Raw genomic sequence first — 25,864 nt, 5'->3', positions numbered from 1 at the left:
ACGTTACAATTAAAAAGAGTAATTTCGTCGCCAAGACATAGGTGGCAAAAGCAGTGTGGTAATAGCAATACAGTAACGTTAACACTTTAGCTTGGCGCCTTAGTTTTGTAATCTTGTAGTTGCAAGAAATCTAGATTCGTTAATGGCAATATCTTTAACAGACCATACCTTTCCCTCTAAATGTTGTGTTATTATGCCTACGTATAATAATGCAAATACCTTAAAGCGCGTTATTGATGGCGTTTTAAAGCACACCCAAGATCTTATAATCATAAATGACGGATCTACAGATCATACCACCAGTATTTTAGAAGGTTACCCAAATCTTATCGTATTACATTCCACTAAAAATATTGGTAAAGGACACGCGTTAAAACAAGGTTTTAAAACTGCAATTGCATTAGGATTTACCTATGCAATTACAATAGATTCTGATGGTCAACATTTTCCAAAAGATATCCCAGTATTTATCAAAGAGCTTAAAATAGCACAAGACGACTCTTTGTTATTAATTGGCGCAAGAAACATGACGCAAGTTGGTGTCCCAAAGAAGAGTAGTTTTGGCAATAAGTTTTCTAACTTTTGGTATGGAGTTGAAACAGGCATCTGGCTAGAGGATACCCAATCTGGGTTTAGACTATATCCTTTAAATATCATAAAACATACAAAGTTATATACAGATAAATTTGAACTAGAAATAGAAGTTATCGTAAAGTCTGCTTGGCGTGGTGCTACAGTTAAAAATATACCTATAAATGTTTTGTATGATGAGAATGAGCGCGTATCCCATTTTAGGCCTTTTCAAGATTTTACACGCATAAGCATCTTGAACACTTGGCTACTACTCGTCGCATTTTTTTATATAAAGCCTAGAGATTTTTACAGGAAATTTAAGTCAAAGCGCTTCAAGGAATTTATATATGAAGATATTTTGGGGCATCAAGACTCGCCTAAAAAGAAAGCACTATCAATAGCTTTAGGAGTGTTTATTGGGTTATCTCCATTTTGGGGGTTTCACACAATTGGGGTTATATTCTTATCTATATTCTTCAAGCTAAACAAAGCCATTTCATTTGCCTGCTCTAATATTAGTTTGCCGCCATTTATTCCCTTTGTATTTTTAGCTAGTATGAACATTGGTAGTTTTGTTTTAGGACAAGAAGACACCTACCAATTAGAGCATATCACAAAAGGTTACGGCGTACTCAACCATTTACAAACCTATGTTATTGGTAGTTTAATTTTAGCAACTGTAAGCGCAGTTGCACTTGGTGGTTTAGGATATTTTATTTTGTATATGCTAAAGCCTAAAAAAAATAGTCTTAAAAATGAATAACTTCTTTTTAAAGACATATAATTTAATTGCATCAAGAAAGCTATTAAGCCTTTTCTTATTTCTTGCTTTATTTTCTGCGCTAGCCTATACGGCACTGCAACTTAAGTTTGAAGAAGATATAACCAAACTAATTCCTGCAGATGAAGAAGGTAAAGAGCTTCAAAAGGTATTAAACAACGTTAATTTTACTGATAAGATAATTGTAAACATTAGGCAATCTGATAACGGAAGTGCAGAAGATCTAACAAACATGGCTTCAGCTTTTGTAGATAGTATCTCTGGTCTTAGGCCTAATTATATCAAAGATGTTCAAGGCCAAATAGAAGACGCCGATGTTTTACATACCTTAGATTTTGTTTACAACAACCTGCCTTTATTTTTAGATAGTACAGATTACAAACAACTGGCTCATAAGATTAAAGCAGACAGTATTAGTGCTACTCTAGCATCTAATTATAGAACATTAATTTCTCCTAGTGGCATAATTGCGAAAGAAACAATTTTAAAAGATCCTTTAGGGTTATCCTTTATTGGATTAAAAAAACTTGAAACACTAGGTATTGGTGATCAATTTAAAATTAAGAATGGATTTTTGCTAAGTAAGGATGAGCAAAATGTATTGCTTTTTCTCACCCCAACTTATGGCACCGGAAAAACAGACGAGAATGCTGTGTTTGTAGAAACTTTAAATTTAATTAAAGACTCACTAAATACAACGTTTAAAAATAAGGCTTCATTAGAAGTTTATGGTGGTGTTCTTGTTGCAGTAGCAAATGCAAAGCAAATAAAATTAGATGTACAGTATACTGTTGGTATAGCAATGGCTATTTTGCTACTTATTTTTGCTTTCTTTTACAGAAAGGTGCAAATACCTTTAGTACTGTTTGTTCCAACCCTTTTTGGAGGATTACTTTCAATTGCTTCTCTTTTTCTAATAAGAACTCAAATTTCTGCAATATCCTTAGGTATTGGCTCAGTATTATTAGGTGTAACTTTAGACTATTCTCTACATATTCTTACGCATTTAAGAAACAACGCAGATGTAAAAGCGTTATACAAAGATGTGACCAAGCCGATTTTAATGAGCAGTTTAACCACTGCAATGGCTTTTTTATGTTTAATTTTCATTAAGTCACAAGCACTACAAGATTTAGGGATTTTTGCTGCAATAAGTGTTCTTGGCGCTTCAGTTTTTGCCTTAATTTTTATACCGCAAGTGTATCGTGTAAACTCAAAGATTCAAGAAAAATCTAACATAATAGATTCCTTTTCTAAATTTTCATTTCACAGAAACAAATGGGTAATTGGCACTTTAATAGTTTTATTTATAGTTAGTGCCTTTACTTATCAAAGCGCTTCATTTAATAATGACATCTCTAAACTTAATTATGAGCCAAAGTCTTTAATTGAAGCTAAACAACGCTTAGACAGGCTCACAAATTTTTCAGCTAAATCTATTTACATTACCGGTTATAGTGACACTCTACAAACTGCTCTTCAGCAAAATGACAACATATATAAAACACTAAACGCGCTTGAGGAAAATAAGACAGTTTTAAACTTTAGCAATGTTGGTGCACTTGTACAATCTAAAGCGTTACAACAAGAAAAAATCTCAGCTTGGAACACCTTTTGGGATTCTACAAAAACAGCTCGACTACAACAAGAGATGGTAACAGAAGGTTCAAAGTTTGGGTTTAAACCTACTACATTCAACACCTTTTATGGAGTCTTAGAAAAACCCTTTTCTCCTATTAATGTTGCAGACTATAATTCTTTGGCGTCTATAAATCTTGCAGACTATATTTCTACTAAAAATGGCTTTACTACAGTAACTTCTTTAGTCAAGGTTAAAGAGGCAAAGGTTACAGAAGTAAAAGATGCATTTAAAACTTTAGAAAATACGATTGTTATAGATAGGCAGCAAATAAATGAAACACTACTTGGTAACCTTAAAACAGATTTTAATAAGCTTATTAGATATTCATTAATTGTAGTGGTTGTTCTTTTATTGCTTTTTTATAAAAGCATAACTCTTACACTAATTACCAGTATACCTATACTATTAAGTTGGCTATTAACTATTGGCCTTATGGGGTTAATAGGTTTAGAGTTTAATATTTTTAACATCATAATCTCTACATTTATTTTTGGTCTAGGTGTAGATTATTGCATTTTTATGACCAACGGCTTGTTAAAAGAGTACCGTTTTGGGACACCAACTCTATATACTCACAAAACCTCAATCACACTTTCTGTAATAACAACCATATTGGGCATTGGTGTATTAATCTTTACCAAGCATCCTGCATTATACAGTATAGCTTTGGTTTGCATAATTGGGATATTCTCTGCAATGTTTTGTGCTTTTACAATACAACCTTTATTATTTCGAGTATTGGTTGGCTCTAAGCACCAATTGCCAGCCACACTAAGACAACTAATACATTCTGGTTTCTCATTTTTATATTATGGCTTAGGAGGATTACTTCTATCTCTGTTAAGTGTTACGGTAATGAAGGTTTTACCAATTAAAAAGAGCAGTAAAATGATTGTTCTTCATAAAACAATATCTGGTTTTATGAAATCTGTGTTAAACACCAATCCGTTTGTAAAAAAAGAAGTTATTAATACAACAAAAGAAACGTTTGATAAACCAGCAATACTTATAGCCAATCATACCTCTTTTTTAGATATCCTCGTGATAGGAATGATGCATCCAAAACTTATTTTTTTGGTTAACGACTGGGTTTATAATTCCCCAATATTTGGTAAGGCTGTTCAATTAGCAGGATTTTATCCAGTTTCTGGAGGTATTGAGAAAGGCGTGTCGCATTTAAAGAAAAAAGTAGATGAAGGTTACAGTTTAATGGCATTTCCAGAAGGCACAAGATCTAAAACTAACTACATAAGGCGTTTTCATAAAGGTGCATTTTATTTAGCTGAAGAATTAAAATTAGACATAATTCCTATTCTTATTCACGGTAATAGTGAAGTGCTTCCTAAAGGTAGTTTTGCTATTAAAGATGGTAAAATTACTGTTGAAGTTTTAAAGCGTATTCCCTACAACAGTGAAGCTTACGGCACTTCATACAAAGAAAAATCTAAACTTATAAGCCAATACTTTAAATCTGAATTTAATAACCTAAGAAACAGGATTGAAACAGAAACCTATTTTAAAGATAGAATTTTAAACGAGTACAAATACAAAGGACACAAACTGTTTGAAAACGTAAAATTAGATCTAGAAAAAAATAAGACAATCTATTTCCATATTATTAATTTTCTAGACAAAAAGGAAACTATTGCACACCTTGGCAACCATAAAGGACAGTTAGATATCTTATTGGCGTTACACGCACCAAATCGTAAAATTTATAGTGCTATTAAGAATACAAAAGATTTGGATAGACTTAACAATAGCTACACTTCTCATTCAGATTATAAATTAAACTTTTACAACAAGATAGAAGACGTTTTAAATACGCCTGCATCTGTTTTAATTTTAGATAACTTTTCTGAAGATGAAATAACAATTAATTTCAGCAACTATAAGAGTATCATTATTATAAATTCAAATGGTATATTAAACAGAGTTGGTAATACAAACGCATTTAAATTAATAACTAAAGAAGACAATCTTAGTATCTTTAAAAAAATTGAAGATTGAAGTTAAAGCAAGAATACGATATTGTAATTATAGGAAGTGGCTTAGGTGGTCTTGTAGCTGGAAATATCTTTGCAAAAGAAGGATATAGTGTCTGCATTTTGGAAAAAAACAACCAATATGGCGGAAACCTACAAACCTTTGTAAGAGAAAAAACAATTTTTGATACAGGTGTGCATTATATAGGCGGACTAGAAGAAGGTCAAAATATGTATCAATATTTTAAATATTTAGATATTATAGACGACCTAAAACTAAAAAAGTTAGATAAAGATGGTTTTGATGTTATAACATTTGGAGAAAATGACAAAGAATACCGCCACGCTCAAGGTATAGATAACTTTAAAGCCACATTATTAGAAGAATTTCCTCAAGAAGAGACAGCAATTTCTGAATATTGCAAAAAGCTTCAAGATACTACATCTAAGTTTCCCTTATACTGTATGAAAGTTGGGAAACCAGAATATGATGATTTTAACTTGTTTGAAGAAAGTGCAAAATCTTATATAGATTCTATAACAGACAACAACACATTAAAAGCCGTATTGGCAGGAACAAATTTGCTTTATGCTGGTCAAGGAGATAAAACGCCATTTTATGTACACGCCTTATCTGTTGACTCTTATATTAAAAGTGCCTATAGGTGCTTAAACGGAGGAAGCCAAATATCTAAGTTTTTAATAAAACGGTTGTTTGAAAATGGCGGTCATGCATTTAAACATCAAGAAGTTACAGAAATTACTTGTGAGGGCAAAACTGCTGTATCTGTTAAAACAAACCAAGGTCACATAATAAAAGGAAAAACATTTATTTCGAATATAGAACCAAAGTTAACCTTAGATATTCTGAAGACAGATGCTTTACGAAAATCCTATATTAAACGAATAAAAAATATAAAAAGTACAATAGCTGCATTTAGCCTTCACGTAGTTTTAAAGCCAAATACCTTTCGCTACAAGAATTACAATGTATACCACTACAAATCGGAAGATTCTGTTTGGTCTTCCCAAAACTACACCAATGAATCTTGGCCAGAATCTTATATGATTTCTATGGGTCCAAAAACTAATAATGACATTTGGGCAGACAATTTTACAGCCTTAGCCTATATGAATTATGACGAAGTAAAACCTTGGGAAGACACCTTTAATACAGTTACTCACAAGAACAACAGAGGCCAAACCTATAAAGAGTTTAAGGAAGAAAAAACAGAACAATTTATAAAAGAATTAGAGAAAAAATTTCCAGATATTAGAGCTTGTATTGAAACTGTGTACACCTCAACACCACTTTCATACAGAGATTATATTGGTAGTAATAGAGGCTCAATGTATGGGTACGAAAAAGATGTGAATTTTCCATTACACTCTAATGTTTCTGCAAGAACCAAGATAGAAAATCTATTCTTTACAGGACAGAGTACAAATATGCACGGTATTCTAGGCGTTACAATAAGCGGTGTATTAACTTGTGGAGAAATTTTAGGAACAGAGTATTTAATGAAAAAAGTATGGGAAAGCAATTAAGCATTTACATTCTCATTTTAAACTATTAATGCGTTATGGATAGTATTAAAACAACTGCTGCAGATCGTGTTGAGACTATATCTAAAGACCAATTTACAAACAACTATTTCAAAACTCAAAAACCTGTTGTTATAGGTAACCTAACAAAAAATTGGCCTGCTTATAAAACGTGGAGTTTAGATTATATAAAATCTTTAGCTGGTAATTTAACAGTGCCTCTTTATGATAGTGTTCCTACTAAAGGAAGGCAAAGCTCTGCAGAACCTGTAAAAAAAATGAAGCTTAAAGATTATATAGAGCTTCTTAAAAAAGAGCCCACAGATCTTAGAATGTTCTTTTTTAACATCCTTAACCACATTCCAGAATTAACTAAAGATTTTAAATATCCCGACATCGGACTCAAGTTTTTTAAAAAGTTACCTGTGTTATTTTTTGGAGGAGAAGGCTCTAAAGTCCTTATGCATTACGATATAGATTTGGCTAATAACATGCTGTTTCATTTTCATGGCAAAAAAACAGTATGGTTATTTCCGCCAGAACAAACAAAATATCTTTACCGTGTGCCTTATACCATTCATAACATAGAAAAAATTAATATAGAACAACCAGACTTTAAAAGCTATCCTGCCTTAAAAAAAGCACACGGTATAAAAGCAGTGTTACACCATGGCGATGCTCTTTTTATTCCTAGCGGTTATTGGCATTATGTAAGTTATGATACCGCAGGATTTTCTATGTCTTTACGAGCGTTTCCTAGATCTCCCAAAAAACTGGGCACATTACTTTATAATGTGTTTATAATGCGTCATTTTGAAAATGCTATGCGTAAGATTAGAGGACAAAAATGGCTAGACTACAAAGAGAACCTAGTTAAGAAAAAGACTCAAGAGAAATTAGACAACGGGACGCTTTAAATGTTCAACAAAAAATTTACATATAAACCTATATACATACTTTTCCTTGGACTAATGTGGTCTTGTGGTGTTAATAAATCTATTAACCATAAGCCAATAACAGCTCCATACAATTCAACTATTGTAGAGCGAGAAACGGTAAATGACTCCACATTTAGAATTGAACAAAATTTCTTGACAAAAAATAAGCAAGGTCTTTGGGAACTTTATGTAGAAGGAGACCCTTTAGAGCGTGGACTAATTACTGGCAGCCTCACAAAAGAGCTTATTATTAAGCAAGAGTCTGTTTTCTTTACTAAAGTAAATGATCTTGTACCTAATAAAACTTGGCAAGGCGTTTTACGAAAATTCTTAGCGTGGTATAATCGTAAAATGTACACTTATATTCCCGAAGAGTTTAAGACAGAAATTTATGGTGTTTCAAGATACTCTGGGCACGAGTATGATTATATAGCATCTCCGTATTTAAGATCATTATATCTTCACGGTGCGCATGACATAGGTCATGCATTACAAGACTTAGCTTTAGTTGGTTGTTCTTCATTTGCTGTTTGGGATGAGAAGTCTGAAAATGGTGACTTACTAATTGGAAGAAATTTCGACTTTTATGCAGGAGATGAGTTTGCTGAAGAAAAGATAATAGCATTTGTAAATCCAGATAATGGCTATAAGTATATGTCTTATACTTGGGGCGGCATGATGGGTGTTGTTTCTGGCATGAACAATCAAGGATTAACGGTAACAATAAATGCAGGAAAATCTAAAATTCCATTAATTGCAAAGACTCCAATATCAATTGTAGCTAGAGAAATACTACAATATGCAGCTACTATAGATGAAGCTGTAGCTATTGCAAAAAAAAGAGAGGTGTTTGTATCTGAAGCAATTTTTATAGGAAGCGCAAAAGATGGGAAAGCGGCTTTAATTGAAGTTTCTCCTTCAAACTTTGGAGTGTATGAGGTGCCAAATAGTGCACAACAGCTAATTTGTTCTAACCACTTTCAAAGTGAAGCTTACCAACAAGACCAACGAAATTTAGATTGGATTAAAAACAGTCATTCTCAATATAGATATGACCGTATGCAAGAACTCTTATCTCAAGAACATAAATTGAGTGTTACTGAAGCTGTCTCTATCTTAAGAAATAAAAAGGGCTTGAATAACCAGCCGTTAGGTTATGGTAATGAAAAAGCATTAAATCAGCTCTTAGCACATCATGGCATTGTGTTTCAGCCAGAGCAATTAAAGGTTTGGGTGTCTTCTAACCCCTATCAATTAGGCGAATTTGTAGCTTATGATTTAAATGAGATTTTTTCAAAAGACAATTCGAAATTGAACAATACAAGTTTATCTACGTCAACATTAAATATTTCAAAAGATAAGTTTTTAACTACAGAAGCTTATAAAAACTATGAGGCTTACAGAGTTTTAGAGCGTGAAGTTGAAATGCTCCTAAAGCAAGAAGATGACATTCCTAGAGTAAAATTTAATACACTTATCTCATTAAATCCTGACTATTGGAAACCGTATTATCTACAAGGATTGTACTACTTAAACAAAGGCTATAAAGCTGCAGCATTAATAGCATTTCAAGATGCTAAGACAAAAGTTATTACAACACTTCCAGATGAAGAGCGTATAAATTTGTACATTAAAAAATTGAAGGTAAATTAATATGATTCCAGAAATTGAAACGCAATCTGCGGTTAAAATAAAAATGTTTCAGGAATTGAAACTTAAAGAAATGTTGTCCTACATTTCTGAGCATTCTACATATTATAAGAACCTTTTTAAAAGTGAAAACATTAAGCCATCGTTAATACAAACACTTGAAGATTTAACACATTTACCAGTAACAACTAAAGAAGACCTACAGCAACACAACAACCAATTTATCTGTGTTCCAAATCATAAGATTGTAGATTATGTAACAACTTCTGGCACATTAGGCGAGCCCGTAATATTTGCACTAACAGATAAAGATTTAGATAGATTAGCATATAACGAGGCTATTTCTTTTGCATGTAGCGGTGTGCAAAAAGATGATGTCTTACAATTAATGACCACTATAGATCGAAGATTTATGGCAGGCTTGGCCTATTTTTTAGGGAGCCGCAAGCTTGGTTCTGGAATCATACGAGTAGGTTCTGGTATTCCAGAATTACAATGGGATACCATTAAGAAGTTTAAGCCTACATATCTTATCTGTGTGCCTTCTTTTTTATTAAAGCTTATTGAGTTTGCAAATCAACATGATATTAGTTTAAAAGATACTGGAGTAAAAGGCGCTATTTGTATTGGTGAACCTATAAGAAATGATGATTTTTCGTTAAATGTATTGTCTGAAAAGATAACGTCTGCTTGGGATATAGAGCTATACTCTACATATGCCTCCACAGAAATGAGTACTGCCTTTAATGAGTGCTCAGAACACCAAGGAGGACATCATCATCCTGAACTTATTATTGCAGAAATATTAGACGCAAAGAATAATCCCGTTAAGAATGGTGAGGTTGGAGAACTTACTATAACTACTTTAGGTGTAGAGGCAATGCCATTATTACGTTTTAAAACCGGAGATATGGTTAAAGCACATACAGAACCTTGTTCTTGTGGAAGAAACACTATGCGTTTAGGACCAGTTGTAGGAAGAAAAAAACAAATGATTAAATATAAAGGCACCACATTGTATCCGCCAGCAATGTATAATGTACTTAATCACTTTAATGAAATATCTTGTTTTGTGATTGAAATTTCTCACAATGATTTAGGAACAGATGAAATATTAATTAAAATAGCTACAGAACATCCTTCTGAAGCATTTCTGCAAGAGATTAAAGATCATTTTAGAGCAAAACTTCGTGTGTTGCCACGCGTTGAGTTTCATGATAAAGCATCTTTAAACGCTATTCGGTTTCCTAAAATGAGCAGAAAACCAATTGATTTAATTGATTTAAGGCCTTAGTAATATTTTTCAACAAATTTAACGCTTACAGCTCTGGTTTTAGAAAGGGTATCCAATAGCAAAGTTTAGTACAGAGTTATCTATTTCAAATCCATAACGTTCACCTTCAGGCTTAAAAGGTGTATGTATTGGCACTGCATAATCTAAGCGAATTACAAAGCCTTGTATATCCACGCGAACGCCTGTGCCTACTCCAATTCCTAACTCATTAATAAAGCTTGAAGAAAACTCGCCGCCAGGTAATGACGTTTCATCATTATTTGTATTCCAAACATTTCCAGCATCTGCAAAGACAGCTCCTTTAACTACACCAAATATAGGATAGCGGTATTCTATATTTGCTTCTAATCTTACATTACCACTTTGATCAAAAAATGTGTCTTCCCTATCGTCTTCGCTATTTAAGGGAAAAGTTCCTGGACCTAAACTACGTGTTCTAAAAGCACGAACACTGTAAGGACCTCCAGAAAAAAATTGTTTTGTAAAAGGTAGTACCTCACTATTTCCATAAGGCAAGCCATAACCAGCAAAAAAGCGAGTTGCTATTTTCTGTTCTTTTCCAAAGTTAAAATGGTAACGCACATCTATGTCTAACTTTGCATATTGGGCATACTCCAATCCTAAAAATTCGTCTTTACCATTGTCACCTTCTTGGCCAAACAGACTAACGGTATTTCCTGCAACATCTAAATTTGTATTTAAATAAAATTGATGCGTCCTACGAGAGGCCATTTCGCTATAATAAAAAGAGTAGGTTAAACCTGCTATAAACTGTTGCTCAAAACTGTTTTGTAAAAATGGGTTGTCTTCTAAAATCTGGTTAAATTCATCTGTAGTGCTTCCAAGCTTTGTGTATTGTATAGATATGGGGTTAAGCTCGTGTGTTACATACTTATTAGCATTCCATAAATATCCAAAAGTTGCAGAACCAGATGTTATACTGTATAACTGACTTCTATTTAGATAATCTCCTTCTAAACTAATCTTGGTTTTAGGAATATCGTATTTAAAGTAATTCTTACTAATTGTTACAGGAAACAATAGTCGAGGAAAAATTAAGTCGGCTCCCAAACCTAAAGTTATGCTACTTAAACCAGCATTTTCTCCACTTGCAAATTGTGTTTCATATCCTACTTTTCCCGTAATATTTAAGGTTTCACCTCCTTGAAAAAGATTACGGTTGGTAAAGGTTAATGCTAGGTTAGGACCAGCAAAGTTGTTAGACTTAGTTACCGCTTGTAACTCGGCTCTTAAAGCACGTTTATTTAATGGAGACAGATAAATATTGGCATCTAAAATGCCTAAACTATCTGTTGCTAATGTGTCTATCTCCTTATAATCTATATTCACAAATTTATAGGCACCAATACCAGCCAGTCGTCTACTTGTATTTCTAGATGCTACGGGATCATACAAATTACCTTCTTCTAAAAGTATATATGGGTCTAAGCGTTTAGGTTTAAAGAAATTTTCAGACTGTATAAAGTTTTTATCGGCATATCTTACGGAGTCTTGAGAAGTGGTATCATTGCCTTGTACATAGTTAGGATATATGTTTACATTTCTAATTTTATATGGAATTATAGATTTTTTAGGCACGTCTTTTTTAAGCCTAACAAACAGGTCGAATTTTTTAGCATCATATCTATTTGTATCTGCTTCAAAAATTAAGAATCCAGAATTGAAATTATAATAACCTCGTTGTTTTAGTTCTCTATCTATGCGTTCTCGCTCCAACTTCATTAACCCAAGATCAAACCGATTCCCTTTTTTAAGTGGCGAATCTCCTAATGTAGATTTTATAGGTTGGTATATTAATAATGAGTCTGAATCTAGTTGATAGCTTTGTAGCTTGTAGGGTTGTTTCAGCTTTACAGAATAGCTAAGCGTTGCGCTTTTATTTGCTGAATCTCTATAGGTCTCATAGTTGGCCTCTGTATAAAAGAAACCCATATTCTCTAATCTGTTTTTAATAATATCTTCAACCTCCAATGGTTGTACATTATCTAAGTATACTGGTTCTTCTCCAAATTTTTTATTTAACCATTTATTTAAAAAACCTGATTTTTCACGCTGTGCTTTATAATAGTAGGTTAAACCAGGCCTGTTACCTAAAAATTTGGTGTTAGGTTCTGGTCTTAAAATTGCTTCTAATTGAGTTTGTACCGTTGCATCATCTTGTACAATTGTATCATTTACAATAAAAACTTCTGCACCGTCATAAAGAAATTTTCCTTCAGGCACGAAACGTTCTGCACTACAGCTAGTAAGAAGTCCAATAGCAATTAATAGTGTAAGAAGTTTGTATGTATGTATGTGTGATTTCAAGTCTTTGTTTCTTATTTAAATATGATAGCCGAATAAATTTAATGAGCTAATTAATTGACACGTTATAGGCTGTATCCCACTTATATAGGGTTTTAAAAACCCTATAATATTTGCTATAATTCTTCTAGCCTATAGTGATTACTCATTGTCTTTATTCACTTTTTCTTTCTCTTCTTCAACTTTGGTTTCTTCTTCTTTTTTTGCATCAGCACCTGTTCTACTGCTCAAGAAGTTTTTAAATAACTCATCGAACTTATTAAACTCTTGAGTGAAAATAATGGCAAGACCGCTAACAATGAGTTGGCCGTCTATAACATTCTCAAACTGATTTCTTCGAAATCCTTTAAGTCTATATTTACCATTTTCGGTTATTAAATACTCTATACTTACATTACCAACTAATGGTGTTGTGCTGCCGTCACCTTGTGTATTACTGCTTCCTTGTACATCTACTTCACTACCTACGCGAACTACTAAGCGGTCGTCTAAAAATTTCTTTTGTGCAGCCACATCAAGCGTGGTGCGTTCTGTTGGACTGTTTCCTTGATAATCTGTATAACTGTCTAATCCAAAGTCCAGCTCTACACCTGTATTTCCTAAAAGCTTATCGGCATAAACGTTTAACTGGTCACTTAAAGCTTGATTTATGTTATCTCTCGCAATACTTGCTGTACCACCACCACTACCATCACTGCCTGTATCTGGAAAAAAACGGTTAAGAACTAACAGTGAAAACACTTGCTTATTTAACTCATTTTCTTGCTGATTTAATTGTTGCAAACGTCCATATACTTGACCTCCTATAGCACCTTGCTCATCTTCTGGTAAATTAATATCGAAGGTTAACTTTGGTTCATCTAATTGGCCATCAACATTTAAATACACTAAAAAGGGCAATTCTTGACGGAAACGTTGTTTTGTAGAAATGTCTGCTCCAGATGTTGTGCTTGCCATTAATGCAGAAGCAGATGTTTTAACTCTATATATTGCACTTGCATCTAGAGTTGCATCTAAAGGATCTCCTGCCCAAGTTATAGTACTGCCTTTTCTCAGTTCAAAACGGCGTTTCACTAAGTTGTATAAACTTAGTTCATAGTGCCCATCATTAACTGTATAGCGACCTGTTAGTGTAGTACGACCATTTGGATAAATATTGAATTTTAAATCGGCATCACCTTGTATACGCAAGTTGTCTCCTGTTTGCTCATCTATAATTACATTTACCACAGCTTCTTTTCCAACTTTTATGTTGGTCTTTATATCGAAACCAGATATTATGGCAGATTCTTCTTCTTGGGTTTGTGTAAGAATTGAGTCTGGATTGTCTTTGTTTACAAAAATAACTACGCCATCTCGACTCTCCACCGCAACTTGACTTGGTGGCAATACGTATGTTACATTGGTTTCTGATCCTACATTTAGCGTAGCATTTAGTTTTGGTAGCTCTAAATCACCATTTAATGTAGCATCTAAATCGAATATTGCAGTACCATAATAAAGATCATTATCTTCTTTTGTTGAATTGAGTACTTTAAAATCTTTTGCCTTAAAACTCAGGTTGAACGCAGGGTTTATTAACGACTCTGTAAATACATCGCCATCTACAGTAAAAGTATTCTTTTTTTCATCTGCTATCTTGAAATTATCAAAATACAGACCCGCATTATCTAAACGCAATGTTTCATTACCTAATTGAAAGCCTGCATTAAGTTGAGCGACGTTAAATTTAGCATCATTAAAATTAAGGTCTCCTTCATATTGAGGATCTGTCGTTGTTCCAGAAACGGCTATATTACCTTTAAAACTACCGCTGGCATTTTTAATTTGCTCTTGACTAAAACCTTCTAAAGCTTTCATTTTAAACTCTTTAATATCTAAGTTTAAATCTAGTTCTGCTCCTGTGGTTTTTGCTAGATAATCTCCTTTTAACTGCAAGTTTACAGCGCCACCGTTTACAAGCATATCTAGATTGTACTTATCACCACCAGAAGAATTAGCTTTTAAGGTTAAAGTATTTAAATCTACATCCATAACACGAAATCGCTGTATAGATAAATCTGCAAGGAGACCAGATTGTCCAAAAGGTTCTTCTAAAACAACCTCTCCATTAAGTTCTCCTTTTGCCAATACCTTATCTGGGTTTAAGTAACTTAAAATGCTGGAAAGTTTGAAGCCCTTAAAATCTATGCCTAAATGGTCTTTGGTTACGTTAGGTTTCTTGTTGCTTATTGTAACAGATTGCCCTTCATTACTAAGTATAAAGTCATCGATATCTAATACATTATCTATATACCTAAGCCTATTATTAGCAGGAATACTCCAAGGTTTGGCATTTAATGTTAGGTCTGAAGGGTTTATATGTACACTTAAGCTATCACCTTGTCTAAAAAATTCTGGTTTTAAGTGAATGAGCTTTTCTGTATCATTATAGGCTAAGAAATCTAGCTTTAAGGAATCGTTAGAAACCTCACCTAAAATCTCAGTGCGTTTTATAGCAATAGGTCCAGCTTTTAAAGATTTTAATCCAAAATTGAAGGTTAAGCTGTCTCTCGAAGAGTTAAGGTTAAATGCCAGACTATCTAGTTCATTGTCTGCATAATTTATAAATGGAGCTTCAACTTTTGCGACAAGGTTTCGTTTTTCTGCACTAAAGTTTACATCTATATTAACAGTATCTAGTTGTCGTAAATCTGCTAAAAACACATCTTTTAATACAGGTGCATCGGTTAATTTACCTTTCAGCTTAAGCTTTACAAACTTTAAGCTGTCTGGTAGTTCTTGTTTAGATAGATAGGTGTTTATATGTTCTGTAATTGCAGTAGTTGTTTGTGTTGGGTTTGCATTAGATTCTAATTCTAAATTCAACATCCTGTTATCTACCTTAAGATAGGTTGTATCTGGTCTTACAAATGTATTTGCTGTTAGCTCACCTATGAGATAGGTTTGGTTGTCGTATACACTTACAGCATCGTGAATTGTTGCTCGAGCATCAAACGTATCTGCATTTCCTTCAAAGTTAACATTAAATTGAAACGCCGTTTTAATATTGCGTTTAGTTAGACCGAGTGCCTGCAAATCTGCTCCAACAAGGTCTAAAGTTGCATCTATTTGTGGTGAAACAGAATCTAAAGTCACTATAGATTTTAACTTCAAGTTTAAATTCTCATCCTTGTAGTCTAGATTAATAGGACCTTGCCCATCTTTTAATTCGCCTTGCAAAGCAATTGTATCATAGGTGTAATTGGCGTATTTAAAGTCTCTAATATTTGCGCTAACATTAGCATTTAACGTATTAATAGTACTACCACTTCCATTTGCGTTTAGGGTTAAGTTAAGTGTGTTTAGTTGGTCATTCTTTAAAATCTTACCAAGCTTAAGACTATCTGTTTCAACAAAAGCATTAAATGCAATAGCGTTTGCATTCTTAAAGTTTCCATTAATAGTAACATTACCGTCAGTTGTTACAATTCGAGAATCTGTTGTGATATCATTCAACATACCGCGCAAACTTCCTTTAATCTGAATGTCCTTAGGAATACTTACACCCAAAGAATCTTCAACTACAAATTGGTTTAAATCTGTTTTGGTTGAGTTTACTATATACGTCGGGATATTAAGCTGAAGGTTTTCTACGTCTGTAGCATTTTGAATGCGTCCCTTAACTGAAATAGATGTTGAATTCCCCCAATTTATACGTGCATTAGGAATATTAACATCACTCAATAACCCATACATCCTTAGAGATCCAGAAATATTTTTTTTACTTAAAGCACGCAAGTATTCGTTTTGTTTTAATTCTGGTTGAAACAGAAAAGCATCATTTACATTAACTATAAGGTTTGGTATATCTAAATTTATAGTTGCATTTTCAGGAGTTTCTATTGCTGAAGCTATGTTATTGTAGTCTAACTTTAAGCGACCTCTTAAGAAGTTATTATTTACCTCAAGGTTTAAATCTGAAACAGTAGCTTCTGTATCTGTAACCGTTAGATTTAAATTAGTTTCTTTTAACTGTATGCCAGATACTTCTGTAAATTGAAGATTATTAATACTTGCTAATGCAGATTTTTCTTTTAATTGAAGGTCTTCTGCTTCAAAATTAAAGTCATTAATAATAATGGCATCAGGATTAAATACACCACGTTTAGACACTGCATTGTTCTTAAAATAGGATATGTTATTATCACTCATTTTAATACCGTCTACATTTACAGTCCAGATTGGCCACTCAAAAGGTTGTGATACTGTAGGGTTAGAGACCTCATCTTCATCTTCTTGAGTATCCTCTATTTTAAATAAAAGTGAAGTAGAGTTTAATGAAAGCTGAGATACATCGACAGTGTTTTTGAGCAAGTCTGCCTCATCTAATTTTAAAATTAATTCACCAATATTAGCATCTGCAAAAAGTTTGTTAGGAACAGATTCAAAAGTTCCTTTAACTTTTTCTAGGGATAACTTTCCTATAGATATGTAGGGTTTAGGAGACTCATTTAGATCTTCTGTTTCTGGGACACTTTTAGTTTGTGTAAATGAAGCTGCTGTGTTTTTTAGTGAGACATTATCTATCTCAAAACGCATTTGATTTAGATCAAATTCATCCATATCTAGATTAAATTCGCCTAAGTTAAGCTTGCTGTCTATCCCACTTACCTCATCAATAAACTTTACCTTAAAATCCTTAAAGTTTATGGTCCCAATACTAATCTCTGGAAACTGAGCGTCTTTATCTGTTGCAGTTGTAGTGGTATCTGTTGGAGTAAAGGCATTAACTAGAAACTCATAATTAAATCCATTTATGGAGTCTTGTCTAATAATGTTGGCACGTAGGCCTTTCCAGTCTACATTATCTATCCCAATATTTCCATTAATAGCTTCCCAAAGTGGTATGCCGGCTTCTAAAGATTTAGAGTATACGAGTGTGTCTCCTTTTTTATCTTCTAAGTACAAGCCATCTAACTGTATATCGCCATCAAAAGTGATAAAGAGTTTTTCTATATCTACTTTAGTATTTGTTTTATTAAATACATAATTTACAGCCTTGCTTACAATTAGGTTTTGTCCCCATTCACTTCTAACTACTAAAACAAGAATAATAAATAGTAAAATGAGTACAGCTAAGAATTTTAAAAAAATTCTCAATATGCGGTTCCAAAGTGGTCGCTTTTGTTTTGGATCGTTATGCTCTTTTTCTTTAGTCAAATTTTAAGCTGATTTACAAGCAAGCAAATGTCTTAAACAATAGGCTATTAAACTGTTTACAAGTTGTTATAATTTATAATTATTTTTTAACAGAAACGGTAGTTTTAAAAGCCTTAACTTTTAAATGAATTGTTTTCAAAAGCAGTACCAACAACAACCATGGTTGCTCCTGCCTTATAAATTTCTGCTATAGTATTGTTATCTCTTAAACCACCACCAACAATAATAGGAATAGAAACTACGCGTGATACTGCCCTAACTATTTCAGGGTTTACAAATTGCTTAGCGCCACTACCAGCTTCAAGGTAAATTAGTTTTTTTCCAGAAAACTCTGCTGCTAAAGCTGTATTTACAATTGCATCAATATTATTTTGAGCCATTGGTTTTGTGTTGCTTACACGCTGTACAGCTGTTTTTATGCCGCCATCTATTAATAAATATGCTGTAGGTATAATCTCTAGGTTAGTCGATATTAATTTTGGTATAGCCTTAACGTGTTGTTCAATTAAAAACTCTGGATTTCTACCAGATAACAAAGAAAGAAACAATAAAGCATCTGCTGTATTGGTAATTTGAGATGCATCACCAGGAAATAAAAACACTGGTAACGTTGTATGTTGTTTTAGTGCTTTTACTAATGGTTCTGTTTGGTCTTTCTGTACAGTGCTGCCTCCAACAAATATGTGCGTAGTTTGGTTGGGTAGTTTTTTAAGATGTTGCGGTAATTGCTTTGGTTGGGTTTTGTCTGGATCTATAAGAATTGCAAATAACTCTTGTCCTTCTAAAAAAGCTTTATATAAAGTGTTACTTCTCTGAGGTTTCAATTTAGGCTAAGCTTTAGGTAATGCATATCCACAAGTAAATCCTTCAAACTCTAAAAAATCTATTGTGTATTCTGAGTGGGCATCTTCAAAATTAACTTCAGCAGTTGTTTTCAGGATCTCAAAATCAAAGTCTCTTACATTTATATGTTCTAAAAAGCCAAGACCTTGCTTATTGTAAAGTTTATAAATAGCTTCTTTGGCACACCAAACTATTGTTAGCTTTCGCATGACTGCTTCATCATTTGCCAGAGTTCTGTACTCTTCAATAGGTGTAAATTTTCTCGCGATACGAAGAATTTTCTCGCGCTGTTTTTCAATATCTATTCCTACTGGAGAGTTACCGACTATAATTCCGCTAAAATTGTAACTGTGTGTGATGGAGATTTCTTTTCCATCTTTAAGATGTGGTTTTCCAAACTCATCATAAAACAAATCAAAATCTGTATAACCAGCTTCTAAAAGTAAATGCCTAACACTCATAAAACCACGCTTGTGCAATACAGATTTCATGCCATCTACTCTATTTTGGCAATGTGTTGTTAACTTTACATCTTTAGATAGCCACTCAAAATCCTCTTCAATCTTCCAAATGAGGACTTTAGTAACTTCATCAAGTGTTATAGTTTTATAAAGAGGCATATATTATGATAGGTATTTTGTAATTTTGCGACCGATTTAAAAATCAATAATTAATAACTCCTGAAACGTTTCAGGATATATCAAATATAACAATATGTCTACTAAATCTGTGGCTTACGAGCCTTATAAAGTAAAAGATATGTCTCTAGCGGCTTATGGTCGTCTAGAAATTGAATTGGCCGAAGCAGAGATGCCTGGTTTAATGTCTCTTCGTGAAGAGTATAAAAATGAGCAACCATTAAAAGGAGCTCGTATTGCAGGATGTCTTCACATGACAATTCAAACTGCTGTACTAATTGAAACTTTAGTAGCATTAGGAGCAGAAGTAACATGGAGTTCTTGTAATATTTTTTCTACTCAAGATCACGCTGCCGCTGCAATTGCTGCTGCTGGTATTCCTGTTTATGCTTGGAAAGGTTTAACAGAAGAAGAGTTTAACTGGTGTATTGAGCAGACTTTATTTTTTGGTGAAGAGCGCAAGCCATTAAACATGATTCTTGATGATGGTGGAGATTTAACCAATATGGTTTTTGACCAATATCCAGAACTTGCTGAAGGAATTAATGGTCTTTCTGAAGAAACTACTACTGGTGTGCATAGGCTTTATGAGCGTATGAAGAATGGTACTTTAGTTATGCCAGCTATTAATGTTAATGATAGTGTAACTAAATCTAAGTTTGATAACAAGTACGGTTGTCGTGAAAGTGCTGTTGATGCTGTTCGTCGTGCAACAGATACTATGCTTGCTGGAAAGCGTGTTGTTGTTTGTGGTTATGGTGATGTTGGTAAAGGTACCGCGCAGTCTTTTAAAGGTGCAGGATCTATCGTTACTGTTACAGAAATTGATCCTATTTGTGCGCTACAAGCTGCAATGGACGGTTTTGAAGTTAAAAAACTTGAAACTGTAGTTGGTAATGCAGATATCGTTATTACAACAACAGGAAATAAAGACATTGTTAGAGGTGAGCACTTTGAGGCAATGAAAGACAAGGCAATTGTTTGTAACATTGGTCACTTTGATAACGAAATTGCTGTAGCTTGGTTAAACGATAATCACGGTGATACTAAAGTTGAGATTAAACCTCAAGTAGATAAGTATACCGTTAACGGAAAAGATATTATTCTTTTAGCAGAAGGTCGTTTGGTAAACTTAGGTTGTGCAACAGGACACCCAAGTTTTGTAATGAGTAATTCATTTACAAACCAAACATTAGCACAAATTGAACTTTGGAATAACAAAGATGCTTATGAAAACAAAGTATATATGTTACCAAAGCATTTAGATGAAAAAGTTGCTAAACTTCACCTAGAAAGAATTGGTGTTGAGCTTACAGAATTAAGCAAAGATCAAGCAGATTATATTGGTGTTGAGGTTGAAGGACCTTTTAAACCAGAGTATTACAGATACTAAAACTATCATTTTTATGATTATTAATCCTCGTTTTTAACTAAACGAGGATTTTTTATACAACAAATATTACTGTCCATTATAAATAATTAAAAAGTGTTAACTTATTTTAGGTTAGGTGGTTAGATATCTATAAAAAGCATATTTTTGCCACAAAAACCCCAATTATGAGGACAAACTCCTTTTTTCTGTTTTGTATTTTTGTTGCAAGCTTAATTTCTTGCTCAGATTCTACAGAAGATTTAGACGTAGATTATGAAGATAGTGCCATAAATAGAGCAGCATTAATTATTGGAACTTGGCAATTGTCTAATCAAACACAAAACGGCGAAACTGTCACGCTTAATGAATGTAACAAAAGCGGCACAATTACTTTTGATGGTGAGCAAGTAACAACCACAACATATAGAATAAACTCAGATACAGAAGACTGTAATTTAAACAGTACAAAGTCTTTACTGTATGAGTTTGAAGCAGATGATGCTTTATTATTTATTGAAAACCAAAATCAATCTCAAATTGAGATAGGTATTATAAACGATAGTATTTTAAGCCTTATAGAAGAAGGTTACACATCTTCTGGAGAACTTATTTCTTTTGAAACTACATTTACCAGATAGTTTCTCTTTATAAAACGTATTAAAAAAAGCTTCTATCATCATTATGGTAGAAGCTTTTTAAGTTTTAATAAACTTCAAACTTTGATAAGCCTAAACAACAACGTACCTTTGAAGCTTCAATTTAGTAAAGACCATTATGTTACAAGTCAACAACATTAGAGCGCACAAAGACGCTTATATCACAGCTTTAAAAAAGAGAAATTTTGATGCCACTTCATTATTTGAAGATGCTTTAAAATATGATGATATGCGCAAGGCTTCTCAAACAGATTTAGATGCTGTTTTGGCAGAAAGCAATCGCCTTTCTAAAGAAATTGGTATGTTGTTTAAAAGTGGTGAGCATCAAAAAGCAAATGCTGTAAAGGCGCAAACTGCAGACTTAAAAGAAAACTCTAAGCGACTACAAGATGAACTTCGTGACGCTGAAGAAAAGTTACAAAATATCTTATTTGAGATTCCTAATATTCCTAATGATCTTGTTCCTGCAGGTGTAGATGAAGCAGATAATGAAGAGGTCTTTAATGAAGGTGATATTCCTGTATTGGCAGAAGGCTCTCAACCACACTGGGAACTTGCAAAAAAATATGACATTATAGATTTTGAGCTTGGTAATAAAATTACAGGCGCAGGTTTTCCTGTTTATAAAGGTAAAGGAGCTCGTTTACAACGTGCTTTAATAAGTTATTTTTTAGATAAGAATACTGCTGCCGGATATAATGAAGTACAAGTACCACATTTGGTAAATGAAGCATCTGGATTTGGAACTGGGCAGTTACCAGATAAAGAAGGACAAATGTATGAGGCTACTGTAGATAAGTTATTTCTTATACCAACTGCAGAAGTACCTATAACTAACTTATACCGTGGCGATTTATTAGATGAAAAAGATTTACCTATAACTCACACAGGTTACACACCTTGTTTTCGTCGTGAAGCTGGAAGTTATGGGGCACACGTTAGAGGTTTAAACAGGTTACATCAATTTGACAAGGTAGAGATTGTACGTATTGAAAAAGCAGAAGACTCTTATGCAGTTTTAGACCAAATGGTAGAACATGTAAAAGACATACTTAGAGAGCTTAAATTACCATTTAGAATTTTAAGACTTTGTGGTGGTGATCTTGGCTTTACAAGTTCTTTAACTTATGATTTCGAAGTGTTTTCTACAGCACAAGACCGTTGGTTAGAAATTTCTTCTGTCTCAAACTTTGAAACCTTTCAAGCTAACAGATTAAAGCTTAGGTATAAATCTGCAGATGGCAGTAAGCAATTAGCACACACCTTAAACGGTAGTGCTTTAGCATTACCAAGAGTACTTGCAGGTATCTTAGAAAATTATCAAACACCAGATGGTATAAAAATTCCAGAAGTACTAGTGCCTTATTGCGGATTTGACGTTATAAACTAATACCGTAATTGCTTCGGCTTAGTTTTTGATTTATTTCCTTTTTCAAATGTGTATCTTTAGCCTATGCGTTACCTTATATTCTTTGTTCTGCTATTTATAAATCTAGCTGTTCTCGCACAAAATGAACAGTTGGCAAGAAACTATGTAGAGCAAGGTGAATATGCAAAGGCAAAAGCCATCTATGAAAAGTTGTATAAAAAACAAAAGTTTAATACAACCTATTTTATGGGGTTGGTCAATGCGCATCAGCAGTTAGAAGAATATAAGGAAGTAGAAAGCTTACTTTTAGAAAAGATTAAGCAATCACCTCAATTTCCAAACACCTATATAGAGTTAGGGCATAATTATGAACTTCAAGATAAAATTACAGAAGCTAATACTTATTATCAAGAGGCTTTGGCGCTAATAGACCAAAATCCTAATAGCGCTTATATTATTGGGTCTACCTTTCAAAAGTACAATAAGTTAGATGAGGCTATTACAGCTTACGAAAAAGGGATGACTTTAAACCCTAAGTCTAATTTCGACATACAATTGGCAAGACTTTATGGCGAACAAGGTAATATCGAGAAGATGTTTAATAGTTACCTAGATTTAGTTAATAAAAACCCTCAATATATGATAACTGCTAATAGAAATATAGAGCAGTTTATAAGTGAAGATCCATATAATGACGGCAATGTTATTTTAAAGACCTTATTACTAAAAAGGCTTCAGCAAGATCCCAAAGTCTTGTATAATGAAATGCTTAGTTGGTTATTTATTCAACAAAAAGAATATAAAAAAGCATTTCTCCAAGAAAAAGCGGTGTACTTAAGAACTCAAGAAACTTTGGAAGGCATAATCGATGTTGCCCTAATAGCTATTGAAGATAACGATAATGATGCCGCAAGAGATATTTTAAGCTATATAGTTGAAGAAGCAAGATTACCAGAAACCAAACTAAGAGCACACGAGTTAAAATTAGGATTAGATATTAAAAATGCAACACCTAAACATTGGGATGATATAGAAGAAGAGTTTTCTTCTTTGTTTCAAGCTTACGGTAAAAGCATTGAAACCATGTCGCTACAAATTGCTTATGCTAATTTTTTAGCCTTTAAAAAAGAGCAAACTGCAAGTGCTATTTCAACTTTAAAAAACTTACTAGACCAAGATAAAAATAGATTTCAGGAAGCGACAATTAAAATGGCCTTGGCAGATATTCTGGTTCTAGATGAAAAATTTAACCAAGCATTAATTTACTATTCTCAAATTCAGAATATTGTAAAAAATAACACCTTATCTCAAGAAGCACGCTTTAAGGTTGCTAAAACAAGTTACTATAAAGGCGATTTTTCTTGGAGTGAAACTCAACTAGATGTTTTAAAAGCCTCGGCATCACAGCTTATAGCAAACGATGCTATGGAGCTAAGTTTACTTATAAAAGACAACTCTCTAGAAGACAGCACCCAAACTGCGTTAAAAAAGTTTGCAAAAGCAGACCTATTAACTTTTAAAGGGAAAAATGAAGCTGCCATTGCGGTGCTTGAGGAGATTTTAATACAGCATAAAGGTGAAAAAATTGAGGACGAAGCGCTGCTAAGACAAGCAAACCTCTTTATTGAAGCTAAAGAATTTGAAAAAGCAGAAGCCAATTATAAAAAAATTATAACCTTTTATCCCACAGATATATTAGGCGATGATGCCTATTATGGCTTAGCAAAATTATATGATGAACACCTTGCAAGACCAGAAGATGCAAAAGCAAATTATGAAAAAGTAATTTTTGATTATGCAGACAGTATCTTTTATGTAGATGCAAGAAAACGTTACCGCACTTTACGTGGTGACGATATAAACTAAACAACCTTATGATTATTTACAACGTTACCACAAACGTAGAAGAAAGCGCTCACAACGAGTGGATACAATGGATGCAAAAAGAACACATCCCTATGATGTTAGACACTAAAAAGTTTTCAAGAGCCATTATGTCTCGTGTTCTTGTTGAAGAAGAAATGGGAGGTTTTACATACTCTGTACAGTATTTTACAGAAGATAAAGCTATGTTAGATCGATATTACAGTGAAGATGCAGATAGATTAAGGAATGAAAGCAAACGCTTTGCAGGTAAATTTGTATCCTTTAGGACAGAAATGGAAGTTGTAGGAGAAGCTATGGCTCAAGCAAAATAAGCAACAACTTAAAACTACAATGTGAGCGATCCGGTAAGAGCAAAAAAACATTTAGGTCAGCATTTTTTAAACGATGAAGAAACAGCCGAGAAGATTGGTAATACTTTATCATTTAAAGGTTATGATCACGTATTAGAAATAGGACCTGGAACAGGTGTGCTTACAAAGTACCTTTTAGAAAAAGATGTAGCATTAACCGCTATGGATCTTGATCAGGAATCTGTCGATTATTTAAAAGATCATTTTAGCATAGAGCATGCTAGTAAGATTTCAAGCAAATCATTTCGTGTATTATATGCAGATTTTTTAAAGTATGATTTGTCTCAATTGTTTGGTGATGAACAGTTTGCCATAACAGGAAACTTCCCTTATAATATTTCTACTCAAATAGTTTTTAAAACATTAGAGCTTAGAGATCAAATTCCAGAGTTTACAGGAATGTTTCAAAAAGAAGTTGCAAAACGTATCTGTGAGAAAGAAGGATCGAAAGCATATGGTATTCTTTCTGTTTTGGCACAAGCATTTTATAATGCCGAGTATTTGTTCACTGTACCACCTACAGTATTTAATCCGCCGCCAAAAGTTGAAAGTGGTGTGTTAAGACTCACAAGAAAAGAAGACTACAGTTTAAATGTAGATGAAAAGTTATTTTTTAGAGTAGTAAAGCAAGCATTTCAGCAACGAAGAAAAACACTTAGAAATAGTTTAAAGACCTTTCAACTTTCAGATGAGTTACGCGTTAATGATATTTTTAACAAACGCCCAGAACAGTTATCTGTAGCGGCCTTTTTAGAGTTAACTGCACTTATTCAAAAAGATTTAACGGTGTAATTAAAAAGAGATAGTCGCTAAC

General features: G+C 33.3%; 16 protein-coding genes. 12 read left to right on the top strand and 4 right to left on the bottom strand.

The features are described 5' to 3' along the window. The first annotated feature begins 142 nt into the window (after positions 1-142). Genes CA2559_RS03850 through CA2559_RS03825 form a run of 6 tightly spaced genes read left to right on the top strand, consistent with a single transcriptional unit; the run spans position 143 to position 10,408 of the window. Positions 143-1,336, top strand: coding sequence for a DUF2062 domain-containing protein (locus CA2559_RS03850; protein WP_013186532.1), 1,194 nt, complete (start codon positions 143-145; stop codon positions 1,334-1,336). Then, positions 1,329-5,006 (top strand): 1-acyl-sn-glycerol-3-phosphate acyltransferase, encoded by a 3,678-nt coding sequence (locus CA2559_RS03845; RefSeq protein ID WP_013186531.1) that lies wholly within the window; start codon positions 1,329-1,331, stop codon positions 5,004-5,006. Before CA2559_RS03850 ends, CA2559_RS03845 begins: the two co-directional genes overlap by 8 nt. Then, positions 5,003-6,529, top strand: coding sequence for a phytoene desaturase family protein (locus tag CA2559_RS03840; RefSeq protein WP_013186530.1), 1,527 nt, complete (start codon positions 5,003-5,005; stop codon positions 6,527-6,529). The genes CA2559_RS03845 and CA2559_RS03840 overlap by 4 nt, the downstream gene beginning before the upstream one ends. A gap of 35 nt (positions 6,530-6,564) precedes the next feature. Further along, positions 6,565-7,443 carry a cupin-like domain-containing protein gene (locus tag CA2559_RS03835; protein WP_013186529.1) on the top strand — a complete coding sequence of 293 codons (879 nt, stop codon included), beginning with the start codon at positions 6,565-6,567 and terminating at the stop codon, positions 7,441-7,443. Beyond that, the gene (locus CA2559_RS03830; RefSeq protein ID WP_013186528.1) at positions 7,444-9,117 is read left to right on the top strand and encodes an acyl-CoA--6-aminopenicillanic acid acyl-transferase; all 1,674 of its coding nucleotides are present in this window, start codon (positions 7,444-7,446) and stop codon (positions 9,115-9,117) included. 1 nt (position 9,118) lies between these two features. Further along, positions 9,119-10,408 carry a phenylacetate--CoA ligase family protein gene (locus CA2559_RS03825; RefSeq protein ID WP_013186527.1) on the top strand — a complete coding sequence of 430 codons (1,290 nt, stop codon included), beginning with the start codon at positions 9,119-9,121 and terminating at the stop codon, positions 10,406-10,408. Between the two features lie 39 nt (positions 10,409-10,447). On the opposite strand, the gene tamL is transcribed toward CA2559_RS03825, so the two are convergent. The 4 genes from tamL to CA2559_RS03805 all read right to left on the bottom strand — a co-directional run bounded on the left by tamL (position 10,448) and on the right by CA2559_RS03805 (position 19,398). Beyond that, positions 10,448-12,736 carry a translocation and assembly module lipoprotein TamL gene (tamL, locus tag CA2559_RS03820; protein ID WP_013186526.1) on the bottom strand — a complete coding sequence of 763 codons (2,289 nt, stop codon included), beginning with the start codon at positions 12,734-12,736 and terminating at the stop codon, positions 10,448-10,450. Between the two features lie 138 nt (positions 12,737-12,874). Further along, the gene (locus tag CA2559_RS03815; protein ID WP_013186525.1) at positions 12,875-17,935 is read right to left on the bottom strand and encodes a translocation/assembly module TamB domain-containing protein; all 5,061 of its coding nucleotides are present in this window, start codon (positions 17,933-17,935) and stop codon (positions 12,875-12,877) included. A 113-nt stretch (positions 17,936-18,048) separates the two neighbouring features. After that, positions 18,049-18,759 carry a phosphoglycerol geranylgeranyltransferase gene (locus CA2559_RS03810; protein ID WP_013186524.1) on the bottom strand — a complete coding sequence of 237 codons (711 nt, stop codon included), beginning with the start codon at positions 18,757-18,759 and terminating at the stop codon, positions 18,049-18,051. A gap of 6 nt (positions 18,760-18,765) precedes the next feature. Further along, on the bottom strand, positions 18,766-19,398 hold the full coding sequence (locus CA2559_RS03805; RefSeq protein ID WP_013186523.1) for a 4'-phosphopantetheinyl transferase family protein: 633 nt from the start codon (positions 19,396-19,398) through the stop codon (positions 18,766-18,768). A gap of 94 nt (positions 19,399-19,492) precedes the next feature. Here CA2559_RS03805 and ahcY point away from each other — a divergent pair, with 94 nt between their 5' ends. From ahcY to rsmA, 6 genes are all read left to right on the top strand, one after another. Further along, positions 19,493-20,809 carry an adenosylhomocysteinase gene (gene ahcY / locus CA2559_RS03800; RefSeq protein ID WP_013186522.1) on the top strand — a complete coding sequence of 439 codons (1,317 nt, stop codon included), beginning with the start codon at positions 19,493-19,495 and terminating at the stop codon, positions 20,807-20,809. Between the two features lie 164 nt (positions 20,810-20,973). Continuing rightward, on the top strand, positions 20,974-21,426 hold the full coding sequence (locus CA2559_RS03795; RefSeq protein WP_013186521.1) for a lipocalin-like domain-containing protein: 453 nt from the start codon (positions 20,974-20,976) through the stop codon (positions 21,424-21,426). Between the two features lie 136 nt (positions 21,427-21,562). After that, positions 21,563-22,834, top strand: a complete 1,272-nt coding sequence (serS, locus tag CA2559_RS03790) for a serine--tRNA ligase (RefSeq protein ID WP_013186520.1) — start codon at positions 21,563-21,565, stop codon at positions 22,832-22,834. A 63-nt stretch (positions 22,835-22,897) separates the two neighbouring features. After that, a complete protein-coding gene (locus CA2559_RS03785) occupies positions 22,898-24,679 on the top strand; it encodes a tetratricopeptide repeat protein (protein WP_013186519.1) in 1,782 nt (593 codons plus the stop codon). Positions 24,680-24,687: 8 nt separating this feature from the next. Continuing rightward, positions 24,688-25,011, top strand: coding sequence for a DUF4286 family protein (locus tag CA2559_RS03780; RefSeq protein ID WP_013186518.1), 324 nt, complete (start codon positions 24,688-24,690; stop codon positions 25,009-25,011). A 21-nt stretch (positions 25,012-25,032) separates the two neighbouring features. Further along, a complete protein-coding gene (rsmA, locus tag CA2559_RS03775; protein ID WP_013186517.1) occupies positions 25,033-25,842 on the top strand; it encodes a 16S rRNA (adenine(1518)-N(6)/adenine(1519)-N(6))-dimethyltransferase RsmA in 810 nt (269 codons plus the stop codon). The last annotated feature ends 22 nt before the right edge of the window (positions 25,843-25,864 follow it).

The sequence above is a fragment of the Croceibacter atlanticus HTCC2559 genome (genome assembly GCF_000196315.1).
Classification (GTDB): domain Bacteria; phylum Bacteroidota; class Bacteroidia; order Flavobacteriales; family Flavobacteriaceae; genus Croceibacter; species Croceibacter atlanticus.
The sequence above is the reverse complement of the archived record's forward strand: the minus strand, read 5'-3'. Positions and strand labels throughout refer to the sequence as shown.